Genomic DNA, 17,722 nt, shown 5'->3' on the forward strand with positions numbered 1-17,722 from the left:
GCACGTTCGAGCTTAGGTTCGCCTAACCTTAGCCGACCTGCGGAAAGTGACCTAACCGGCGTCTGTCGATCCCGACCCGGACGCCTCCGGCACGCCTGCCGCGCCACCGTCCCCGCTGGTCGCGCCATCCCCGGCGGCCGCACCGCCGCCCGGCAGCACGATGAGTGGCCGCATCATCTCGTTGTCCTCGTGCTCCAGAAGGTGGCAGTGCCAGGCGTAGCGGCCCGGCAGGTCGAAGCGTGCCTTGATCCGGGTCACCTCCCAGGGGTACGCGAGCACCGTGTCCAGCCACCCCCGCTCCCCCGGATCCGGCCGCGCCCGGCCCGAATGCCCGCGGCCGAGCACCTCGAACTGGGCCTGGTGCAGGTGGATCGGATGGACGAGTCGGGTGAAGTTGCGGATCTCCCACACCTCGGTGGCCCCCAGGGTGGGCTGCTCGGTCGCCGGATCACTCCAGCGCATCGGCCGACCCCTGCCACGTTCGTCGAGGGTGCCGAGCAGCATCGTCATCGACCCCGACGGACCGGACATCCGCTCGTTGAGCGACAACCGCCGGACCCGGTCGGCGGCTGGCAGCCGAGGACGTGCCGGCAGCCGCAGTTGCTCCGGCGGCACGCTCGGGTCCGGGCCGGTCGCCTCGGTGACCACGAAGCGCAGCACCTGCCCGGTGGTCCGCGGGTCGGCCGGCGGGAAGTCCACCCCGGGACGGCCACCGCGGTACGCCCAGTCGGGCCCCTCGTTGACGAGGTACAGCTCGGTGCCGGCGGGCACGTCGGTGAAGTCGACGATGACGTCGACCCGCTGGGCGGGGCCGAGGCCCACGCGTTCGTGTGCCACCGGCTCGGGCAGGAAGCCGCCGTCGCTGCCGATCTGCCAGACCGGCAGCACCGGGCGGGCCGGCCGCGTCGTGGCATGGGCGGCCACGCTCAGCAGCAGAAAGCGGTTGTTGGAGGCGTTGAGCAGGCGGAACCGGTAGCGGCGGCGCTGCACGGTAAGGCTGGGCCAGGTGCGGCCGTTGACGACGATTGTCGAGCCGACGCCGGGCGACGAGTGCCCGCTCGGGTAGAGCAGCTCGCCGTCGGCGGTGAAGCTCCGGTCCTGGATCATCAGCGGAATGTCGTGGTACCGGGCGTCCGGCGCGTCGTCGTGCGCCGGCCCGGGGCCGGGCAGCACCCCGTCCGGCAGGTCGCCGGCACCGCCGAGCAGGTAGAACCCGGCCGGTCCGGCGTAGACGTTCTGGCTGGTGACCCCCAACGTGTGGTCGTGGTACCAGAGGGTCGCGGGCGCCTGGTCGTTGGCGTACTCGAAGGTGGCCGAGCCCGGCGCCCAGCGCAGGCTGCAACGCTCGGCGAAGCGGGACCGGAACTCGTCGTACGCGCTGCCGCAGACGGCGAAGTCGGACGGCAGGTCCCGGGCGACCGGCAGGTACCACGCCTCGGAATGTCCGTCGCTCTCCTGCGTGCTGTGCCCACCGTGCAGGTGCACCACCTGGGGCACCGGCCCGCGGTATCCGAGCCGGTCGCGGTGGCCGTGCTGGTCTCGACCCGCGTTTCCACCGCCCGGGTTGGCCCAGTGCAGGGTGGGGTCCACCGGCAGCAGATGCGGCAGGAAGTCACCCCGGCGGTCGACGAGCTGGTTGATCCAGGTCACGCGCACCGGGTGGTCCACCCGCGCCACGATGGTGGGCGCCGGGTAGCCGAAGCTGCCGGGGTGGGTGGTGGAGCCGTAACCCCACACCGTCGTACGCGGCCAGGACGGCGGCAGGATCTGCTGGCGGAACTGGCGCACCGCGATCACGTACGTGTCCCGCTCCGGACCGGTCGAGACCGCCGGCATGGCCGGTGGGATGTGCAACGGCGCGACGTACTTCGGGATGTCGGCGGCATCCAGCGGCACCGGCCCGGCGAGCGCGTGGCCCGTGGCCGTGGAGCCCCCCGGGACCAGCACCGCGGCCCCGCCGGCGGCACCTGCGGCGAGCAACCCTCGTCTGGTGACCATGCCACACCTCCCCTTCGCGTTGGATCCTCGATAAGAGAATGAGTTTCGCGGACGGGTGCAAGTGCGACAGAACGCCGATGACACCCGTAAGAGGAACATTCCGCTTCACTCCGGCCATAGGGTGGAAGCATGCGATTCGACAGGCACACGGTCGTCCTCCTGGTCCGGCCGTCGGATCCGCCGGACCTGCCACCGGAGGCGTTCGACCGGGTGCAGAGCGCCCACCTGGCCCATCAGGCGGGGTTCGTGGAGCAGGGGCTGGTGCTGGCGGCCGGGCCGCTGCTGGACGCCGACGACGACCAGCTGCGGGGGTTCGTCGTGTTCTCCATCTCCCCCGAGGAGGTACGCGGGCTCTACGCCGACGACCCGGCCGTCCGCGCCGGCCTGCTCGTCGCACGAGTGACGAGTTGGATGGTGCCGGAGGGCACCGTGCGGTTCGAGAGCGTGCCGATGCCCCGGTCGATGCTGGAGGCGGCCGCGGGCGACTGAGGCCAGCCCGCGCAGGCCCTCGACGGTCAGCCGCGCCGGCCCTCGGCGGTCAGCCGCGCCGGCCCTCGATCGCGACCACCCGCAGGTCGTCCGCCGCACCGACGATCACCCGCAGCGACGGGAAGTAGGCAGCGAGCACCTGGCCGCAGCTGTCGCACGGCGCGACCACCTCGCGGCCCCGGTCGGTGACCGTGACGATCGTCTCCAGCTCGGTCACGCCCTGCGTGGCGGCGGCGCCGATCACGACCAGTTCCGCGCAGGTGTCCCCGCTGTCGTGCCGGACGTTCACACCGGAGAACACCCGACCGTCGGCCGTCCGGGCGGCCGACGCGACGGTGTGGCGCTGGCTGCGGCACCGCAGTTTGGCGACCGCCGTGGCGGCCTGCACCAACGCCCGGTCGGTGTCCCGCAGCTCCATCCCGGCCCCCCAGCGCTCGACGTCGGCCGCAACTCTAGACCGCCGTCCGAGCGTCGACGGACCCCTCGCGCGGGTAACCCAGGGGCGGTCCGCCGCCGCGCTGCCTATCCTTGGGCACGACATGCAGAATCCAGCCGCCTCCGCCGCGACCGATCCCGTCCGCGAGTTGCACCGCCGCCTCACTCCCCTGATGTTCCGCGACCAACGCCGGCTTCAGCGGCGCCTCGACGGTGCCCGCAAGCTGCGCGACCCGCAGCGCCGGGAGGCGGCGCTGACCGAGATCAGCACCGAGCTGGCCCGGGCCGAGCAACGGCTGGCCGCCCGGCGGGCGGCGGTGCCGGTGATCACGTATCCGGCCGGGTTGCCGGTCAGCGACCGCAAGGACGACATCGCCGCCGCCATCCGTGATCACCAGGTGGTGATCGTGGCCGGCGAGACCGGCTCCGGCAAGACCACCCAGATCCCCAAGATCTGCCTTGAGCTGGGGCGCGGCGTGCACGGTCTGATCGGGCACACCCAGCCCCGGCGGTTGGCCGCCCGGACGGTGGCCGACCGCATCGCCGACGAGCTGGGCAGCGAGCTGGGTGACGTGGTCGGCTACAAGGTGCGCTTCACCGACCAGGTCAGCGAGCGCAGCCTGGTGAAGCTGATGACCGACGGCATCCTGCTGGCCGAGTTGCAGACGGATCGGATGCTGCGCCAGTACGACACGTTGATCATCGACGAGGCGCACGAGCGCAGCCTCAACATCGACTTCATCCTCGGGTACCTGCGCGAGCTGCTGCCCCGCCGACCCGACCTCAAGGTGATCATCACCTCGGCGACCATCGAGACCGACAGGTTCGCCCGGCACTTCGCCGGGCCACCAACGGCCGACGAGCCGCAGGGCGTGCCCGCGCCGGTGGTCGAGGTCTCCGGGCGTACGTATCCGGTGGAGGTGCGCTACCGGCCGCTGGTCGAGCTCGCCGAGGGCGAGGAGGACGGCGACGCCGACGAGGAGAACGTCCGCGACCAGGTCCAGGCGATCGGCGACGCCGTCGAGGAGCTGGCCGCCGAGGGCCCCGGCGACATCCTCGTCTTCCTCAGCGGCGAACGGGAGATCCGCGACACCGCCGACGCGCTGGGAAAGCTGGTGCAGTCCAAGCGCTCGCTGCTCGGCACCGAGATCCTGCCGCTGTACGCGCGGCTGTCCAGCGCCGAGCAGCACCGGGTGTTCGCCGCGCACTCCTCGCGTCGGGTGGTGCTCGCCACCAACGTCGCGGAGACCTCACTGACTGTGCCCGGCATCAAGTACGTGGTGGACCCGGGCACCGCCCGGATCTCCCGCTACTCCAGCCGGCTCAAGGTGCAGCGGCTGCCGATCGAGCCGGTCTCCCAGGCGTCGGCCAACCAGCGCAAGGGCCGCTGTGGGCGTACCTCGGACGGCATCTGCATCCGCCTCTACGACGAGCAGGACTTCCTGTCCCGGCCCGAGTTCACCGACCCGGAGATCCTGCGCACCAACCTGGCGTCGGTCATCCTCCAGATGACCGCGATCGGGCTCGGCGACCTGGCCGCGTTCCCGTTCATCGACCCGCCGGACAAGCGCAACATCACCGATGGCGTCAACCTGCTGCACGAGCTTGGCGCATTGGACCCGACCGAGGCCGATCCGGCCAAGCGGCTCACCGCGCTGGGCCGTCGGCTGGCCCAGCTGCCTGTCGACCCGCGCCTGGCCCGGATGGTGGTCGAGGGCGAACGCAACGGCTGCGCCACCGAGGTGCTGGTGATCGCCGCCGCGCTCTCCATCCAGGACCCGCGGGAGCGGCCGGCGGAGAAGCAGGCCCAGGCCGACCAGGCGCACGCCCGGTTCGCCGACAAGGAGTCGGACTTCGTCGCGTACCTCAACCTGTGGCGCTACCTGCGCGAACAGCAGCGGGAGCTGTCGTCGGGCGCGTTCCGCCGGATGTGCAAGGCGGAGTACCTGAACTACCTGCGGATCCGCGAGTGGCAGGACATCGTCAGCCAGTTGCGCCAGGTGCTGCGTACCCCGCAGCAGGAGGGCGACCGGCGGGGTGGGCGACCGGCGCGCGACACCGCTGACGACGCGGACGCCGGCCGGGGTGCGAACCGGCGCGGCGGCGCGGACCTGCCGGAGGAGATCGACACCCCGAAGGTGCACCAGTCGCTGCTGCCGGGCCTGCTCTCGCACATCGGCCTGAAGGACGCCCAGAAACACGAATACCTGGGCGCGCGGGGCGCGAAGTTCGCGGTCTTCCCCGGGTCGGCGTTGTTCAAGAAGCCACCGCGCTGGGTGATGGCCGCCGAGCTGGTGGAGACCTCCCGGCTGTGGGGCCGCATCGCCGGCCGGGTCGAACCGGAGTGGGTCGAGCCCCTCGCGCAGCACCTGGTCAAGCGCAGCTACAGCGAGCCGCACTGGGAGAAGAAGCAGGCCGCGGTCATGGCCTACGAGAAGGTCACCCTGTACGGCATCCCGCTTGTCACCTCCCGCAAGGTCAACTTCGGGCGGATCGACCCGGCGCTGAGCCGGGAGCTGTTCATCAGGCACGCCCTCGTCGAGGGTGACTGGCAGACCCACCACCAGTTCTGGGCGGACAACAAGCGGCTGCTCGCCGAGATCGAGGAGCTGGAGAGCCGGGCTCGACGCCGGGACATCCTGGTCGACGACGAGACGATCTTCAGCTTCTACGACCAGCGGATCCCCGCCGACGTCTCGTCCGGGCGGCACTTCGACAGCTGGTGGAAGAAGACCCGCCGGGACCAGCCCGACCTGCTCACCTTCACCCGCGAGGTGCTTGTCAACGACGGTCGGCCCGGGGTGGACGAGGACGACTACCCGGACGAGTGGCAGGCCGACGGGGTGAGTCTGCCGCTGACCTACCGCTTCGAGCCGGGCACACCGGACGACGGCGTCACGGTGGACATCCCGCTGCCGCTGCTGAACCAGGTGCCGGCGGAGAGCTTCGAGTGGCAGGTCCCGGGGCTGCGCGAGGAGACGGTGATCGCGCTTATCCGCTCGCTGCCCAAGGCGATCCGCCGCAACTTCGTGCCCGTACCGGACTACGCCCGCGCCGCGCTCGCCGCGATCACCCCGGGCGAGGAGTCGCTGCTGGATGCGCTCACCCGCCAACTGCGGCGGATGACAGGCGTCACCGTGCCCCGCGACGCCTGGGAGCCGGCCAAGCTGCCCACCCACCTGCGGGTGACCTTCCGGGTGCTCGGCGACGACGAGAAGCCTGTCGCCGAGGGCAAGGACCTGCCGGCCCTGCAACGTCAACTCCGCCAGGAGGTACGCCAGGTGGTGGCGGCCGCCGCGCCGGAGATCGCCCGTACCGGGCTGCGGGAGTGGAGCGTCGGCACGCTGCCGCGGACCATCGAGCAGGTGCGCGCCGGCTACGCGGTGACCGCGTACCCGGCGCTCGTCGACGAGGGCGCCACGGTCGGGGTGAAGGTGTTCGACTCCCCCGCCGAGGCGGAGGCGGCGCACTGGGCCGGCACTCGCCGGCTGCTACGGCTCACCGTCCCGTCCCCGGCGCGGTTCCTGCAGGGCCGGCTCAGCAACGAGGCGAAGCTGGCGCTGAGCCGCAACCCGCACGGCGGTGTGCAGGAGCTGATCGAGGACGCGGCCGGCGCGGCCATCGACCGGCTGATCGGCGACGCCGGTGGGCCGGCGTGGGACGCCGACGGGTTCGCGGCGCTGCGGGAGAAGGTCCGTGCCGACCTGGTCGACACGGTGGTCGAGGTGATGGACCGGGTCCGCCGGGTCCTCGCCGCCGCGTACGCCGTGGAGCAGCGCCTCGGCGCGACCCGCAACCTCGCCGTGGTGGCCGCGCTGGCCGACATCCGCAAGCAGCTCGCCGGGCTGGTGCACGCCGGTTTCGTCACCGAGACCGGGTACGCCCGCCTGCCCGACCTGCTGCGCTACCTGAGCGCCATCGAGCGCCGGCTGGAACGGCTGGGCGGCAACCCGCAGCGCGACCGCCAGCAGCAGGACCGGATCGCCGCGGTGCAGAAGGAGTACGACGACCTGCTCGCCGCGCTGCCGCCGGCTCGCCGGCAGGCGACCGCCGTGCGGCAGATCCGCTGGATGATCGAGGAGTTGCGGGTGAACGTCTTCGCCCAGGCGCTGGGCACCCCGTACCCCGTCTCCGAACAGCGGATCTACCGGGCGATGGACGACGCGGAGGGCCGCTGAGCTGGGCCGGGCGGGCCGGGGCCGGGCCGGCCGTCAGCGCGCCTGCACGGAGAGCCCCCGGCTCGCCGGGACGCCGCGCACCGAGCTGGTCAGCGGGCCGCCGCGGGACTCCGCGGCGGTGGGCGTCCACCAGGCTCGGTTCTCCCGGTACCAGTGGAAGACCTCGCTCAGTCCCTCCGCGAACCGGATCTGCGGCTCGAAGCCCAGCTCCTCGGAGATCTTGCGGTAGTCCAGCGAGTACCGCTGGTCCTGCACCTTGCGGTCGGGCACGTGCCGGACCCGTTCCCAGCCGGCGCCGGCCAGCCGCAGGATCCGCTCGGTGAGCGCCCGGTTGGTCAGCTCGACGTCGCCGCCGATGTTGTAGACCTCGCCGGCGCGGCCCTTCGCCAGGACCAGCGCGATGGCCCGACAGTGGTCGTCGACGTGCAGCCACTCGCGCACCGCGCTGCCGTCACCGTGCAGGGTGATGTCCTGGCCGGTGAGGAGGCTGGTGACGAAGCGGGGAATCACCTTCTCCACGTGCTGGTACGGCCCGTAGTTGTTGGCGCAGCGCGTGATGGAGACGTCCACGTCGTACGTGCGCCAGTAGGAGCGGACGATGTGGTCACTGGCCGCCTTGGACGCCGCGTACGGGGAGTTGGGCTCGAGCACGCAGGTCTCGTTCCAGGAGCCCTCGCTGATCGAGCCGTACACCTCGTCGGTGGAGACGTGCACGACCCGGCCGACGCCACTGCGCGCGCAGGCGGCGAGCAGCAGGTGCGAGCCCATCACGTTGGTCTCGAAGAACGGCGCGGGGTCGTCGATGGACCTGTCGACGTGCGACTCGGCGGCGAAGTGCACCACCGCGTCGTGGCCGGGAACCACGTCGGCGAGCAACTGCCTGTCGCAGATGTCCCCGCGGACGAAGGTCAGGCGGGGATGCGCGGCCGGCAGGTTGGCCCGATCACTGGCGTACGTCAGCTTGTCGAGCACCGTGACGTCGCAGTGCTCGAACCCGGGGTAACCGCCAGCGAGCAGACTGCGCGCGAAGTGCGAACCGATGAAGCCGGCGCCTCCGGTGACCAGGATCCTCATGTGTGGCCCTCCTGCCCGGCGTCAAGCGCCCACCGGCGAGCTCTGCTGCGTTGAATGGGGCTTTTGCCCGCGCAAGAACCCACCTTAGGTGACCGCGTTGACCACCGACGGTGATATTCCGACCTTGAGTGCAATTTGCCCCATCGGGTCGATTACCGGGCCCGATCAGCGGGGATCGACCCCCGGCGGGAGGTCGTCGTTGTCGATCGCGGACTGGACGTAGTCGAGCAGGATCCGCCGCAGCTCGCGGCCGGCGTGCGTCGGCACCACGTCCCGCCGACGGGCCACGGCGATGGTCCGGCGCACCCCGGGCGGCGCCAGCGGCGTGATGTGCACCCCGGGCCTGCGGGCCAGCACGATGCCGGGCACCAGCGCGACGCCGAGCCCCGCCTCGACGAAGCTGAGCACCGCGTCCATCTCGCCGCCGTCCACCGCGAAGGTGGGTTCGAAGCCCGCCTCGCGGCACGCCTGGATGGTGGCGTCACGCAGGTCGTAGCCCTCCCGGAACATCACCATCGGCTGGTCGCGCAGGTCGGTGATGTGCAACTCTCCGGTGGCCGAGGCGGTCGGCACCTCCCCCACCGAGGCGACGACCAGGCTCTCGCGCAGGATCGGATCGACGCGCAGCCCGGGGTCCGCGCCCCCGGCCGGCATGATGATCAGGGCCAGGTCGAGATCTCCGCGGAGCAGGTTCCGGACGAGATCCTGGGAGCCGCCCTCCTCGACGCGGAGGTCGACGGTGGGGTGCGCGTCGCGGAACCGGCGCAGCACCGGCGGGGCGAGCGAGGTGGCCAGGCTCGGGGTCGCACCGAGCCGGACGCGCCCCCGCCGGAGCCCGACCAGCTCCTGCACCTCCCGCGTCGCGGTCTCGACGTCGGCGAGGATCCGGGTCGCCAGCGGAAGCAGCACCTCGCCGGCCGCCGTGAGGGCGATGTTGCCCCTTACCCGCTCGAACAGCGGGGCCCCGAGGTCGGCCTCCAGCGCGTGAATTTGCTTACTCAGCGACGGCTGCGTGATGCCCACGATGTCGGCGGCTTGGGTGAAATGTCGTACTTCGGCCACCGCAACGAAGTACCGGAGCTGATGGAGCTGCATCTACATAGCCTACGGCTATCAACACTGCGAGTTTGATGCATTGGACGACTGATCGAAGTGCTCCTAGCGTCGGTCTCGTGGTAATCACGAAAACTCGGTCGCCCATCCGCTCGAACGTCGGCCTCAAGGCCGTCATGGCGGTGACGGGCATCCTGCTGGTGCTGTTCCTCATCGTGCACATGCTGGGGAACCTGAAGATCTTCACGGGGGAGACCTCGTTCGACCACTACGCGCACTGGCTGCGCGACATCGGCACGCCGCTGCTGCCCCACACCTGGTACCTCTGGATCCAGCGCACCGTGCTCACCGTCGCCGTGGTGGCCCACATCGTCGCCGCCACCGTGCTGGCCCGACGCGCACGCGCCGCCCGCCCGGTCAAGTACGCCCACCGCAAGAAGGTCCGGGGCAGCTACGCGGCCCGCACCATGCGCTGGGGTGGCGTGATCATCCTGCTCTTCGTGATCTACCACATCCTGGACCTGACCACCGGTCACCTGAACCCGCAGGGCGACGCCAGCAACCCGTACGGAAACGTCGTCGCCGACTTCGCGCCGGAGCGCTGGTACGTCACGCTCTTCTACACCCTGGCGATCGTCACGGTGGGCTTCCACCTGCGCCACGGCGCCTTCAGCGCGTTCCGCAGCCTCGGCCAGCAGACACCCCGGGGCGAGCGCCGGGCGCGCGCCGGCGCCCTCGTCCTCGCCGTGGGGCTCTGCGCCGGATACCTGGTGGTCCCGTTCGCCGTTCTCACCGGATTGGTGTCCTGACATGGAACTCTTCACCGAGGGCGACCCGATCGCCGACACGAAGGCTCCCGCCGGCCCGGTCGAGAAGCGCTGGGAGACCCGCCGCTTCGAGGCCAAGCTGGTCAACCCGGCCAACCGCCGCAAGATGACGGTGATCGTGGTCGGCACCGGCCTGGCCGGCGGTTCGGCCGCGGCGACGCTTGCCGAGCAGGGCTACCACGTCAAGTCCTACTGCTACCAGGACAGCCCGCGCCGCGCGCACTCCATCGCGGCACAGGGCGGCATCAACGCGGCGAAGAACTACCGCAACGACGGCGACTCGGTGCACCGGCTGTTCTACGACACCGTCAAGGGCGGCGACTTCCGCTCCCGCGAGTCGAACGTGCACCGCCTCGCCGAGGTGTCGGTGAACATCATCGACCAGTGTGTCGCCCAGGGCGTGCCGTTCGCCCGCGAGTACGGCGGCCTGCTGGACACCCGCTCCTTCGGTGGCGCCCAGGTGCAGCGCACCTTCTACGCCCGGGGCCAGACGGGTCAGCAGCTGCTGCTCGGCGCGTACCAGGCCCTGGAGCGGCAGATCGGCCTGGGCAACGTGGAGATGAACGCCCGGCACGAGATGCTGGAACTGGTCATCGTCGACGGCAAGGCCCGCGGCATCGTCGTCCGGGACCTGGTCACCGGCGAGATCACCACCGAGATGGCCGATGCGGTCGTGCTCGCCTCCGGCGGCTACGGCAACGTCTTCTACCTCTCCACGAACGCCAAGGGCTGCAACGTCACCGCCACCTGGCGGGCGCACCGCAAGGGCGCGTACTTCGCCAACCCCTGCTACACGCAGATCCACCCCACCTGCATCCCGGTCTCCGGCGACCACCAGTCCAAGCTGACCCTGATGAGCGAGTCGCTGCGCAACGACGGCCGGGTCTGGGTGCCGAAGACCAAGGGCGACGACCGCAACCCGCGCGACATCCCGGAGGACGAGCGGGACTACTACCTGGAGCGGATCTACCCCTCCTTCGGCAACCTGGTCCCCCGCGACATCGCCTCCCGCGCCGCGAAGAACGTCTGCGACGAGGGCCGGGGCGTCGGGCCGACCAAGCTCGGCGTCTACCTCGACTTCGCCGACGCGATCGACCGGCTCGGCCGCAAGGCCATCGAAGCCAAGTACGGCAACCTCTTCGAGATGTACGAGCGCATCACCGGCGAGGACCCGTACGAGGTGCCGATGCGCATCTACCCCGCCGTGCACTACACGATGGGCGGCCTCTGGGTCGACTACGACCTCCAGTCCAGCATCCCCGGCCTGTTCGTGATCGGCGAGGCGAACTTCTCCGACCACGGCGCGAACCGGCTCGGCGCCTCGGCGCTGATGCAGGGCCTGGCCGACGGCTACTTCGTGCTGCCCACCACGATCGCCAACTACCTGGCGGCGGGCGGTCTGGAGAAGGTCGACGCCAGCCACCCGGCGGCGGTCGAGGCACGTACCGACGTCGAGGACCGCATCCAGCGGCTGCTGGCGGTGAACGGCGACCGGACCGTGGACTCGTTCCACCGCGAGCTGGGCCAGATCATGTGGGAGCACTGCGGCATGGAGCGCAGCGAGGCCGGGCTGCGCAAGGCCATCGACGAGATCCGTGCCCTGCGCGAGCAGTTCTGGCAGCGGGTCAAGGTGTCCGGCACCGGCGAGGAGCTCAACCAGTCCCTGGAGAAGGCCGGCCGGGTGGCCGACTTCTTCGAGCTGGCCGAGCTGATGTGCGTCGACGCCCTGCACCGCGAGGAGTCCTGCGGCGGCCACTTCCGGGCCGAACACCAGACCCCCGACGGCGAGGCGCAGCGCGACGACGACCGGTTCGCGTACGTGGCGGCCTGGGAGTTCACCGCGACCGGTGAGCCCTCGGTGCTGCACAAGGAAGACCTGAAGTTCGAATACGTCCACCCCACGCAGCGGAGCTACAAGTGAACCTGACCCTGCGCATCTGGCGCCAGAGGGGCCCCGAGGACAAGGGTCGGATGGTGACCTATCCGGTCGACGACGTCTCCCCGGACATGTCGTTCCTGGAGATGCTCGACGTACTCAACGAGCGGTTGATCCTCGCCGGCGAGGACCCGGTGGCGTTCGACCACGACTGCCGTGAGGGCATCTGCGGCATGTGCGGCCTGATGATCAACGGGGACGCGCACGGCCCGCAGCGCGGCACCACCGCGTGCCAGCTGCACATGCGGCAGTTCACCGACGGCGAGACGATCGACATCGAGCCGTGGCGGGCCAGCGCCTTCCCGGTCATCAAGGACCTCGTGGTCAACCGGGGCGCCTTCGACACGATCATCGCGGCCGGTGGCTACATCACCGCGCCGACCGGCAGCGCGCCCGAGGCGCACTCCACCCCGGTCGCCAAGGCCAACGCGGACGCCGCCTTCGAGTCGGCCGCCTGCATCGGCTGCGGCGCCTGCGTGGCGGCCTGCCCGAACGGCTCCGGCATGCTCTTCACCGCCGCCAAGCTCACCCAGCTCTCGCTGCTGCCGCAGGGCCAGCCGGAGCGCTACACCCGGGTGATCGGCATGGTCGACGCGCACGACGAGGCCGGCTTCGGCGGCTGCACGAACGCCGGCGAGTGCACGGTGGCCTGCCCGAAGGGCATCCCGCTGAACACCATCGGCCGCCTCAACCGCGACTACCTCGCGGCCACCACGAAGGGCGCCGGCAACACCCCAGGCGCCTGACACCACCGCTTCATCCAGACCGCCGTAACCCGCGCCCCGGGTCACGGCGGTCTGGTCTTCGGCCGCCGTTGATCCACGGCCGCCGTGGCGGCTTGATCAATGGCCGCCGTGGCGGGTTGATCCACTCGGGTTCCAGGAAATCGGCCTGTCGTCACGGCTGGGATACCGCGACTTCAAGGAAGACGAGTCGATCAAAGCGAATGCGCCCACGGACAGGGCCAGCCACGGGCTGGGGGCGACCGTGCCCGGCGGAGGGATCAAGCCTGACCGCCCGGAGCCGGGGACGGTCGCCCCCAGCCCTCACCGCAACCACCGACAAGACCGAGCAAGCGACAACCCCGGGACCGGGGCAAGCGACAATCCCGAGGCCACCGGGCCGACCCGCCAGGCCCAGACCACCAAGCCCGGACGCCATCGGAGCGGAGTCGGTTCAACTGCTCCTTCCCGGGTAGCAAGTCAGGCAGGACCGAGGGAGGGTAGCCAGACATGAAGGCGTTGACCTGGCAGGGCAAGCGGGACGTACGGGTGGAGGAGGTGCCGGATCCCCGGATCGAGGCGCCGACCGACGCGATCGTCAAGATCACGTCGACGGCGATCTGCGGCTCGGATCTGCACCTGTACGAGGTGTTGGGGCCGTACCTGAAGCCCGGCGACGTCCTCGGCCACGAGCCGATGGGCATCGTCGAGGAGGTCGGGTCGGAGGTTACCGGGCTCAAGCCCGGCGACCGGGTGGTGGTGCCGTTCAACATCTCGTGCGGCAGTTGCTGGATGTGCCGCCATCAGCTCTACGCCCAGTGTGAGACGACCCAGGTGACAAGCGAGGGCAAGGGCGCGTCGCTGTTCGGCTACACCTCGCTCTACGGTTCAGTGCCGGGCGGCCAGGCCGAGTACCTGCGCGTGCCGCAGGCCCACTTCGGACCGATCAAGATTCCCGAGACCGGCGCCGACGAGCGGTACCTCTACCTCTCCGACATCCTGCCCACCGCCTGGCAGGCCGTGAAGTACGCGGACACGCCGCCCGGTGGCACCCTGGCCGTCTTCGGGCTGGGCCCGGTCGGTCAGTTCTGCGCCCGGATCGGCCGCCACCTCGGCGCCGGGCGGGTGATCGGGCTGGACCTGGTGCCCGAGCGGCTGGAGTTGGCCCGGCGGCACGGCATCGAGGTGCTCGACGTCCGCGAGCTGTCGGACGTGCCGGGCGCGCTCATCGACCTGGTCGACGGGCGTGGCCCGGACGCCGTCATCGACGCGGTGGGCATGGAGGCGCACGGCTCGCCGGGCGGCAAACTGGCACACGCGGCTGTCGGGCTTCTGCCGGACAAGCTGGCCCGGACGATGACCGACAAGGCGGCCATGGACCGACTCTCGGTCCTGCATGCCGCGGTGAAGGCGGTCCGGCGCGGCGGCACCGTGTCGATCTCCGGCGTCTACGGCGGCGAGTTGGACCCGATGCCGCTGATGGAGATGTTCGACCGAGGCATCCAGTTGCGCATGGGGCAGTGTCACGTGCGCCGGTGGACGGACGAGATTCTGCCGCTGCTCTCCGGCGACGACGACCCCCTGGGCGTGGAGGACCTGCGCACCCACCGCCTGCCGCTGAGCGAGGCGCCGCGGGCGTACGACATGTTCCAGAAGAAGGAGGACGGCTGCATCAAGGTCGTGCTCGCACCTTGAGTGCGACGAGGGTGGTGGTGGTCGTCGGCGCGACCAGCGGGATCGGCCGGGCGACGGCCCGGGCGTTCGCCGAGCGCGGCGACCGCCTGGTGCTCGCGGCCCGCGCGCCGCAGACCCTCGCCGAGGTACGCGAGGAGTGCGCGGGCGTCGAGGTGTTGACAGTGCCGACGGACGTCACCGAACCGGGCGCGTTGGAGGCGCTGGCGGAGGCCGCGATCGAACGGTTCGGCCGCGTCGACGTCTGGGTGCACACGGCGGCGGTGATGGCCTACGGACGCTTCGACGAGTTGCCGGAGCGGGTGTTCGACCAGGTGGTACGGACCGATCTGCTGGCCGCGGCCGGCGCGGCCCGGGTGGCGCTGCGGCACTTCCGGGCCACCGGCGCCGGCACCCTGATCCTCACCGGATCGGTGCTCGGGCACATCACCGCCCCGTACATGAGCGCCTACGTGACCAGCAAGTGGGGGTTGCAGGGGTTGGCCCGCACGCTGCAGCAGGAGTTGCGCGACAGCCCGGACATCCGGTTGTGCCTGGTCAACCCGGGCAGTGTGGACACTCCGGTGTATCAGCAGGCGGCCAACTACCTCGGCCGGATCGGCCGTCCCCCACCTCCGGTCGCCGGCTCGCAGCGGGTGGCCCGGGCCATCGTCGACTGCGTGGACCGGCCCCGCCGGGAGGTGTCGGTGGGCCGGCTGAACGTGGTGCTGCGGGCCGGCTTCACAGTGCTGCCGGGCGTCTACGACGTGCTTGTCGGGCCGTTGATGCGGCTGGCCGGCCTGAGCGGTCGGTCGGTCGCGGCGCACGACGGCACGGTGTTCGCTCCGAATCCGGCCGGTGAGGCGGTCCGCGGCGGCCACCTGCCCGACCTGCGGCAGCTCGTGTCCGGACCGGTCGGGGCGGTGGGCGCCGCGCTGCGTCGACGGCTCGGCTGAACCCGTTCGGGACTGTTCGGGACAGCGGGAGGCCACTGTGGATCGATCAACTCGCCTAGGGTGGTGGGCCGGCAAGCGCTCCGGCGCCCCACGACGGGAGAGACGATTGACCATCCGACTGAACCGCAGGACGGCACTCGGGCTGGGGACAGTGGCCACCGCCGGCACAGTGCTCGGCGCGGCCACCCCGGCCAGCGCCGCGGAGAACATCGAGGCGATCCCGACCACCCCGGCCCGGGCCGCCCGGCGGGTCGCCGACGTCTTCGACAGGTACAGCACCGAGGCCGGCGGCAACTGGCAGGTGTACGTCAGCGTGGCCGACCCGGCGGGCCCGCCGGTCGTCGCGGTCGCGGCCGACGCGGACCGACGGATCGAGGCGTACAGCGTCAACAAGATCGCGGTGGCCACGGCGGTGCTGGACAAGGTCGACCGAGGTCTGCTGACGCTGGACCAGCGGGTCGACGTGACCGCCGCGATCGTCGTGCCGGGCGGCGACGGCATCTTCAGCCTGGACGGCGCGTACCCGAGCAGCGTGACCCTCGGGCACGTGCTTGCCAACCTGCTGACCGTCTCCGACGACACGGCGGTGCGGCTGTGCGGGCTCGTCGCACCGGCCGCCGAGATCAACTCGATCCTGGTCGCGAAGGGTTTCCCGAACACCCAGGTCGAACCGGTGGCCAATCCGAACCGGTTCTTCCTCGGCACCAGCACCCCGCGGGAGACGCACGACCTGCTGCGCGCCCTGGTCGCCGGCACGCTGCTCTCGCCGGCATCGACGACGCACCTGCTCGGGCTGCTGCGCTCCCCGGTGGCTTTCACCGACGGCATCCGGCGCACCATGTCCTCGGACGAACGGGCCCGCATCGCCACCAAGGCCGGCTGGTTCGCCGACGCCCGGCACGAGGCCGGGGTGATCTTCGACCGGTCCGGTGCTGCGGTGCTGACGTACGCGCTGTTCGCCGACGGGCAGGCCGACCCGGACAACTTCGGCGCGACCCACCCGGCGGTGCAGGCCCGAGCCGCCATGGGTCCGAAGTTCCTGGCGGCGGTGGACCGGATCGCGGGCGCGGGCAAGACGTTCCGGGCGCCCACCCGGCGGCCCAGCAACGGCGGCTGACACCGCTCACGGGCCGGTCGTCGGGTGACGGCCGGCCCGGTGCGGGCCACCGCCGGGGCGGGAACCGCCACGGGGAACTACCGTGTAGTGCGGGACACGGCGGAGGGACGGCGATGGCGGCAGCGAAACGCACGGAAGGGCAACGGTCGCTCGGGCGACGGATGCGGGGAACGGCGGCGCTGGCAGCGCTGGCCGGCCTGGCCTGGGTGGCCCGGGACGTGCCGGCGGCGCTCGGCGGCCGGCTCGCCGGCGCCCGCGCCGAGCGGGCTGCCCGCTCGCCGCAGTTCCGCGACGGCACCTTCCACAACCAGGCCGACACCCGCACGATGGCCGCCGAGCCGGGTCGCAACCTGGTCCGCGAGCTGATCTTCGGCAAGCAGAAGCGGCGTCCCACCGCACCCGTGCCGCTGCTGCGCCCCAGCGCGCCGCCCGCCGCCGACAGCGCCGACGAGCTGAACATCATCTGGTACGGCCACGCCTCCGCGCTCATCGAGATCGAAGGTCGGCGGGTGCTGCTCGACCCGGTGTGGAGTGACCGCTGTTCCCCCTCCGGCCTGGTGGGCCCGCGGCGACTGCACGAGCCTCCGGTACGCCTGGACGAGCTTCCGCCGTTGGACGCCATCCTGATCTCGCACGACCACTACGACCACCTGGACATGCCCACCGTGCGGGCGCTGGTGGCCGGGCAGTCGGCGCCGTTCCTGGTGCCGCTCGGCGTGGGCGCGCACCTGGACCACTGGGGTGTGCCCGCCGACCGGATCATCGAACTGGACTGGTCCGAGTGCCACCGGGTCGGCGGGCTGGAGATCACCGCGACCGCCGCCCAGCACTTCTCCGGCCGAGGGCTGCGCCGCGACGGCACGCTCTGGAGTTCCTGGGTGGTCGCCGGGGCCCGACGCAAGGTCTTCTACACGGGCGACTCCGGCTACTTCCCCGGGTACGCGGCGATCGGCGCCGAACACGGGCCGTTCGACGTGACGCTGATGCAGATCGGCGCGTACGACCGGGCGTGGCCGACCATCCACATGTTCCCGGAGGAGGCGGTCGACGCCCACGTCGACCTGCGCGGCGGGCTGTTCATCCCGGTGCACTGGGCGACGTTCAACCTGGCGCTGCACGACTGGTCCGAACCGGTGAACCGGCTCTGGGCGGAGGCCAAGGCCCGCGACGTCCGGCTCGCCGTGCCCCGCCCCGGCGAGCGGGTGGTTGTCGACGAGCCGCCCGCGGTCGACGGCTGGTGGCAGTCCGTCGCCTGAGTCGGGTCAG

13 protein-coding genes are annotated in these 17,722 nt (G+C 71.4%); 9 read left to right on the forward strand and 4 right to left on the reverse strand.

Annotated elements, in window-relative coordinates:
• Nucleotides 1-51: 51 nt before the first annotated feature.
• On the reverse strand, nucleotides 52-1,998 hold the full coding sequence (locus ACGFIE_RS20385; RefSeq protein WP_393296692.1) for a multicopper oxidase family protein: 1,947 nt from the start codon (nucleotides 1,996-1,998) through the stop codon (nucleotides 52-54).
• Nucleotides 1,999-2,127: 129 nt separating this feature from the next.
• Here ACGFIE_RS20385 and ACGFIE_RS20390 point away from each other — a divergent pair, with 129 nt between their 5' ends.
• A complete protein-coding gene (locus ACGFIE_RS20390; RefSeq protein ID WP_363687587.1) occupies nucleotides 2,128-2,487 on the forward strand; it encodes a YciI family protein in 360 nt (119 codons plus the stop codon).
• A 49-nt stretch (nucleotides 2,488-2,536) separates the two neighbouring features.
• Here ACGFIE_RS20390 and ACGFIE_RS20395 read toward each other — a convergent pair whose 3' ends face one another.
• Nucleotides 2,537-2,905 (reverse strand): cytidine deaminase, encoded by a 369-nt coding sequence (locus tag ACGFIE_RS20395; protein WP_393296694.1) that lies wholly within the window; start codon nucleotides 2,903-2,905, stop codon nucleotides 2,537-2,539.
• A 121-nt stretch (nucleotides 2,906-3,026) separates the two neighbouring features.
• Between ACGFIE_RS20395 and hrpA the strand changes: the two genes are divergently transcribed.
• Nucleotides 3,027-7,100: an ATP-dependent RNA helicase HrpA gene (hrpA, locus tag ACGFIE_RS20400; RefSeq protein WP_393296696.1), complete on the forward strand. Its 4,074-nt coding sequence runs from the start codon at nucleotides 3,027-3,029 to the stop codon at nucleotides 7,098-7,100.
• A gap of 33 nt (nucleotides 7,101-7,133) precedes the next feature.
• On the opposite strand, the gene rfbB is transcribed toward hrpA, so the two are convergent.
• Both rfbB and ACGFIE_RS20410 read right to left on the reverse strand, forming a co-directional pair.
• A complete protein-coding gene (gene rfbB, locus ACGFIE_RS20405; protein WP_393296698.1) occupies nucleotides 7,134-8,174 on the reverse strand; it encodes a dTDP-glucose 4,6-dehydratase in 1,041 nt (346 codons plus the stop codon).
• A gap of 165 nt (nucleotides 8,175-8,339) precedes the next feature.
• The gene (locus tag ACGFIE_RS20410) at nucleotides 8,340-9,269 is read right to left on the reverse strand and encodes a LysR family transcriptional regulator (RefSeq protein WP_363687595.1); all 930 of its coding nucleotides are present in this window, start codon (nucleotides 9,267-9,269) and stop codon (nucleotides 8,340-8,342) included.
• A 35-nt stretch (nucleotides 9,270-9,304) separates the two neighbouring features.
• Between ACGFIE_RS20410 and ACGFIE_RS20415 the strand changes: the two genes are divergently transcribed.
• From ACGFIE_RS20415 to ACGFIE_RS20445, 7 genes are all read left to right on the forward strand, one after another.
• Nucleotides 9,305-10,036: a succinate dehydrogenase cytochrome b subunit gene (locus ACGFIE_RS20415; RefSeq protein ID WP_363687597.1), complete on the forward strand. Its 732-nt coding sequence runs from the start codon at nucleotides 9,305-9,307 to the stop codon at nucleotides 10,034-10,036.
• Between the two features lies 1 nt (nucleotide 10,037).
• Nucleotides 10,038-11,975: a fumarate reductase/succinate dehydrogenase flavoprotein subunit gene (locus tag ACGFIE_RS20420; protein WP_363687599.1), complete on the forward strand. Its 1,938-nt coding sequence runs from the start codon at nucleotides 10,038-10,040 to the stop codon at nucleotides 11,973-11,975.
• Complete coding sequence (locus tag ACGFIE_RS20425; protein WP_363687601.1) at nucleotides 11,972-12,736, forward strand: succinate dehydrogenase/fumarate reductase iron-sulfur subunit; 765 nt, start codon at nucleotides 11,972-11,974, stop codon at nucleotides 12,734-12,736. Before ACGFIE_RS20420 ends, ACGFIE_RS20425 begins: the two co-directional genes overlap by 4 nt.
• A 486-nt stretch (nucleotides 12,737-13,222) precedes the next feature.
• A complete protein-coding gene (locus tag ACGFIE_RS20430; protein ID WP_393296701.1) occupies nucleotides 13,223-14,407 on the forward strand; it encodes a zinc-dependent alcohol dehydrogenase in 1,185 nt (394 codons plus the stop codon).
• Nucleotides 14,404-15,339, forward strand: a complete 936-nt coding sequence (locus ACGFIE_RS20435; protein ID WP_393296703.1) for an SDR family NAD(P)-dependent oxidoreductase — start codon at nucleotides 14,404-14,406, stop codon at nucleotides 15,337-15,339. Before ACGFIE_RS20430 ends, ACGFIE_RS20435 begins: the two co-directional genes overlap by 4 nt.
• A 106-nt stretch (nucleotides 15,340-15,445) precedes the next feature.
• The gene (locus ACGFIE_RS20440; RefSeq protein WP_393296705.1) at nucleotides 15,446-16,456 is read left to right on the forward strand and encodes a serine hydrolase; all 1,011 of its coding nucleotides are present in this window, start codon (nucleotides 15,446-15,448) and stop codon (nucleotides 16,454-16,456) included.
• 113 nt (nucleotides 16,457-16,569) lie between these two features.
• Complete coding sequence (locus ACGFIE_RS20445) at nucleotides 16,570-17,712, forward strand: MBL fold metallo-hydrolase (protein ID WP_393296707.1); 1,143 nt, start codon at nucleotides 16,570-16,572, stop codon at nucleotides 17,710-17,712.
• Nucleotides 17,713-17,722 lie beyond the last annotated feature (10 nt).

This window comes from Micromonospora sp. NPDC049275, from assembly GCF_043197115.1.
In the GTDB taxonomy this organism is placed as follows: Bacteria; Actinomycetota; Actinomycetes; order Mycobacteriales; family Micromonosporaceae; genus Micromonospora.

Coding starts and splice junctions, on each gene's coding strand:
- ACGFIE_RS20385 (WP_393296692.1), bottom strand. CDS start 1,998: ATGGTCACCAGACGAGGGTTGCTCGCCGCAGGTGCCGCCGGCGGGGCC.
- ACGFIE_RS20390 (WP_363687587.1), top strand. CDS start 2,128: ATGCGATTCGACAGGCACACGGTCGTCCTCCTGGTCCGGCCGTCGGAT.
- ACGFIE_RS20395 (WP_393296694.1), bottom strand. CDS start 2,905: ATGGAGCTGCGGGACACCGACCGGGCGTTGGTGCAGGCCGCCACGGCG.
- hrpA (WP_393296696.1), top strand. CDS start 3,027: ATGCAGAATCCAGCCGCCTCCGCCGCGACCGATCCCGTCCGCGAGTTG.
- rfbB (WP_393296698.1), bottom strand. CDS start 8,174: ATGAGGATCCTGGTCACCGGAGGCGCCGGCTTCATCGGTTCGCACTTC.
- ACGFIE_RS20410 (WP_363687595.1), bottom strand. CDS start 9,269: ATGCAGCTCCATCAGCTCCGGTACTTCGTTGCGGTGGCCGAAGTACGA.
- ACGFIE_RS20415 (WP_363687597.1), top strand. CDS start 9,305: ATGCATTGGACGACTGATCGAAGTGCTCCTAGCGTCGGTCTCGTGGTA.
- ACGFIE_RS20420 (WP_363687599.1), top strand. CDS start 10,038: ATGGAACTCTTCACCGAGGGCGACCCGATCGCCGACACGAAGGCTCCC.
- ACGFIE_RS20430 (WP_393296701.1), top strand. CDS start 13,223: ATGAAGGCGTTGACCTGGCAGGGCAAGCGGGACGTACGGGTGGAGGAG.
- ACGFIE_RS20445 (WP_393296707.1), top strand. CDS start 16,570: ATGGCGGCAGCGAAACGCACGGAAGGGCAACGGTCGCTCGGGCGACGG.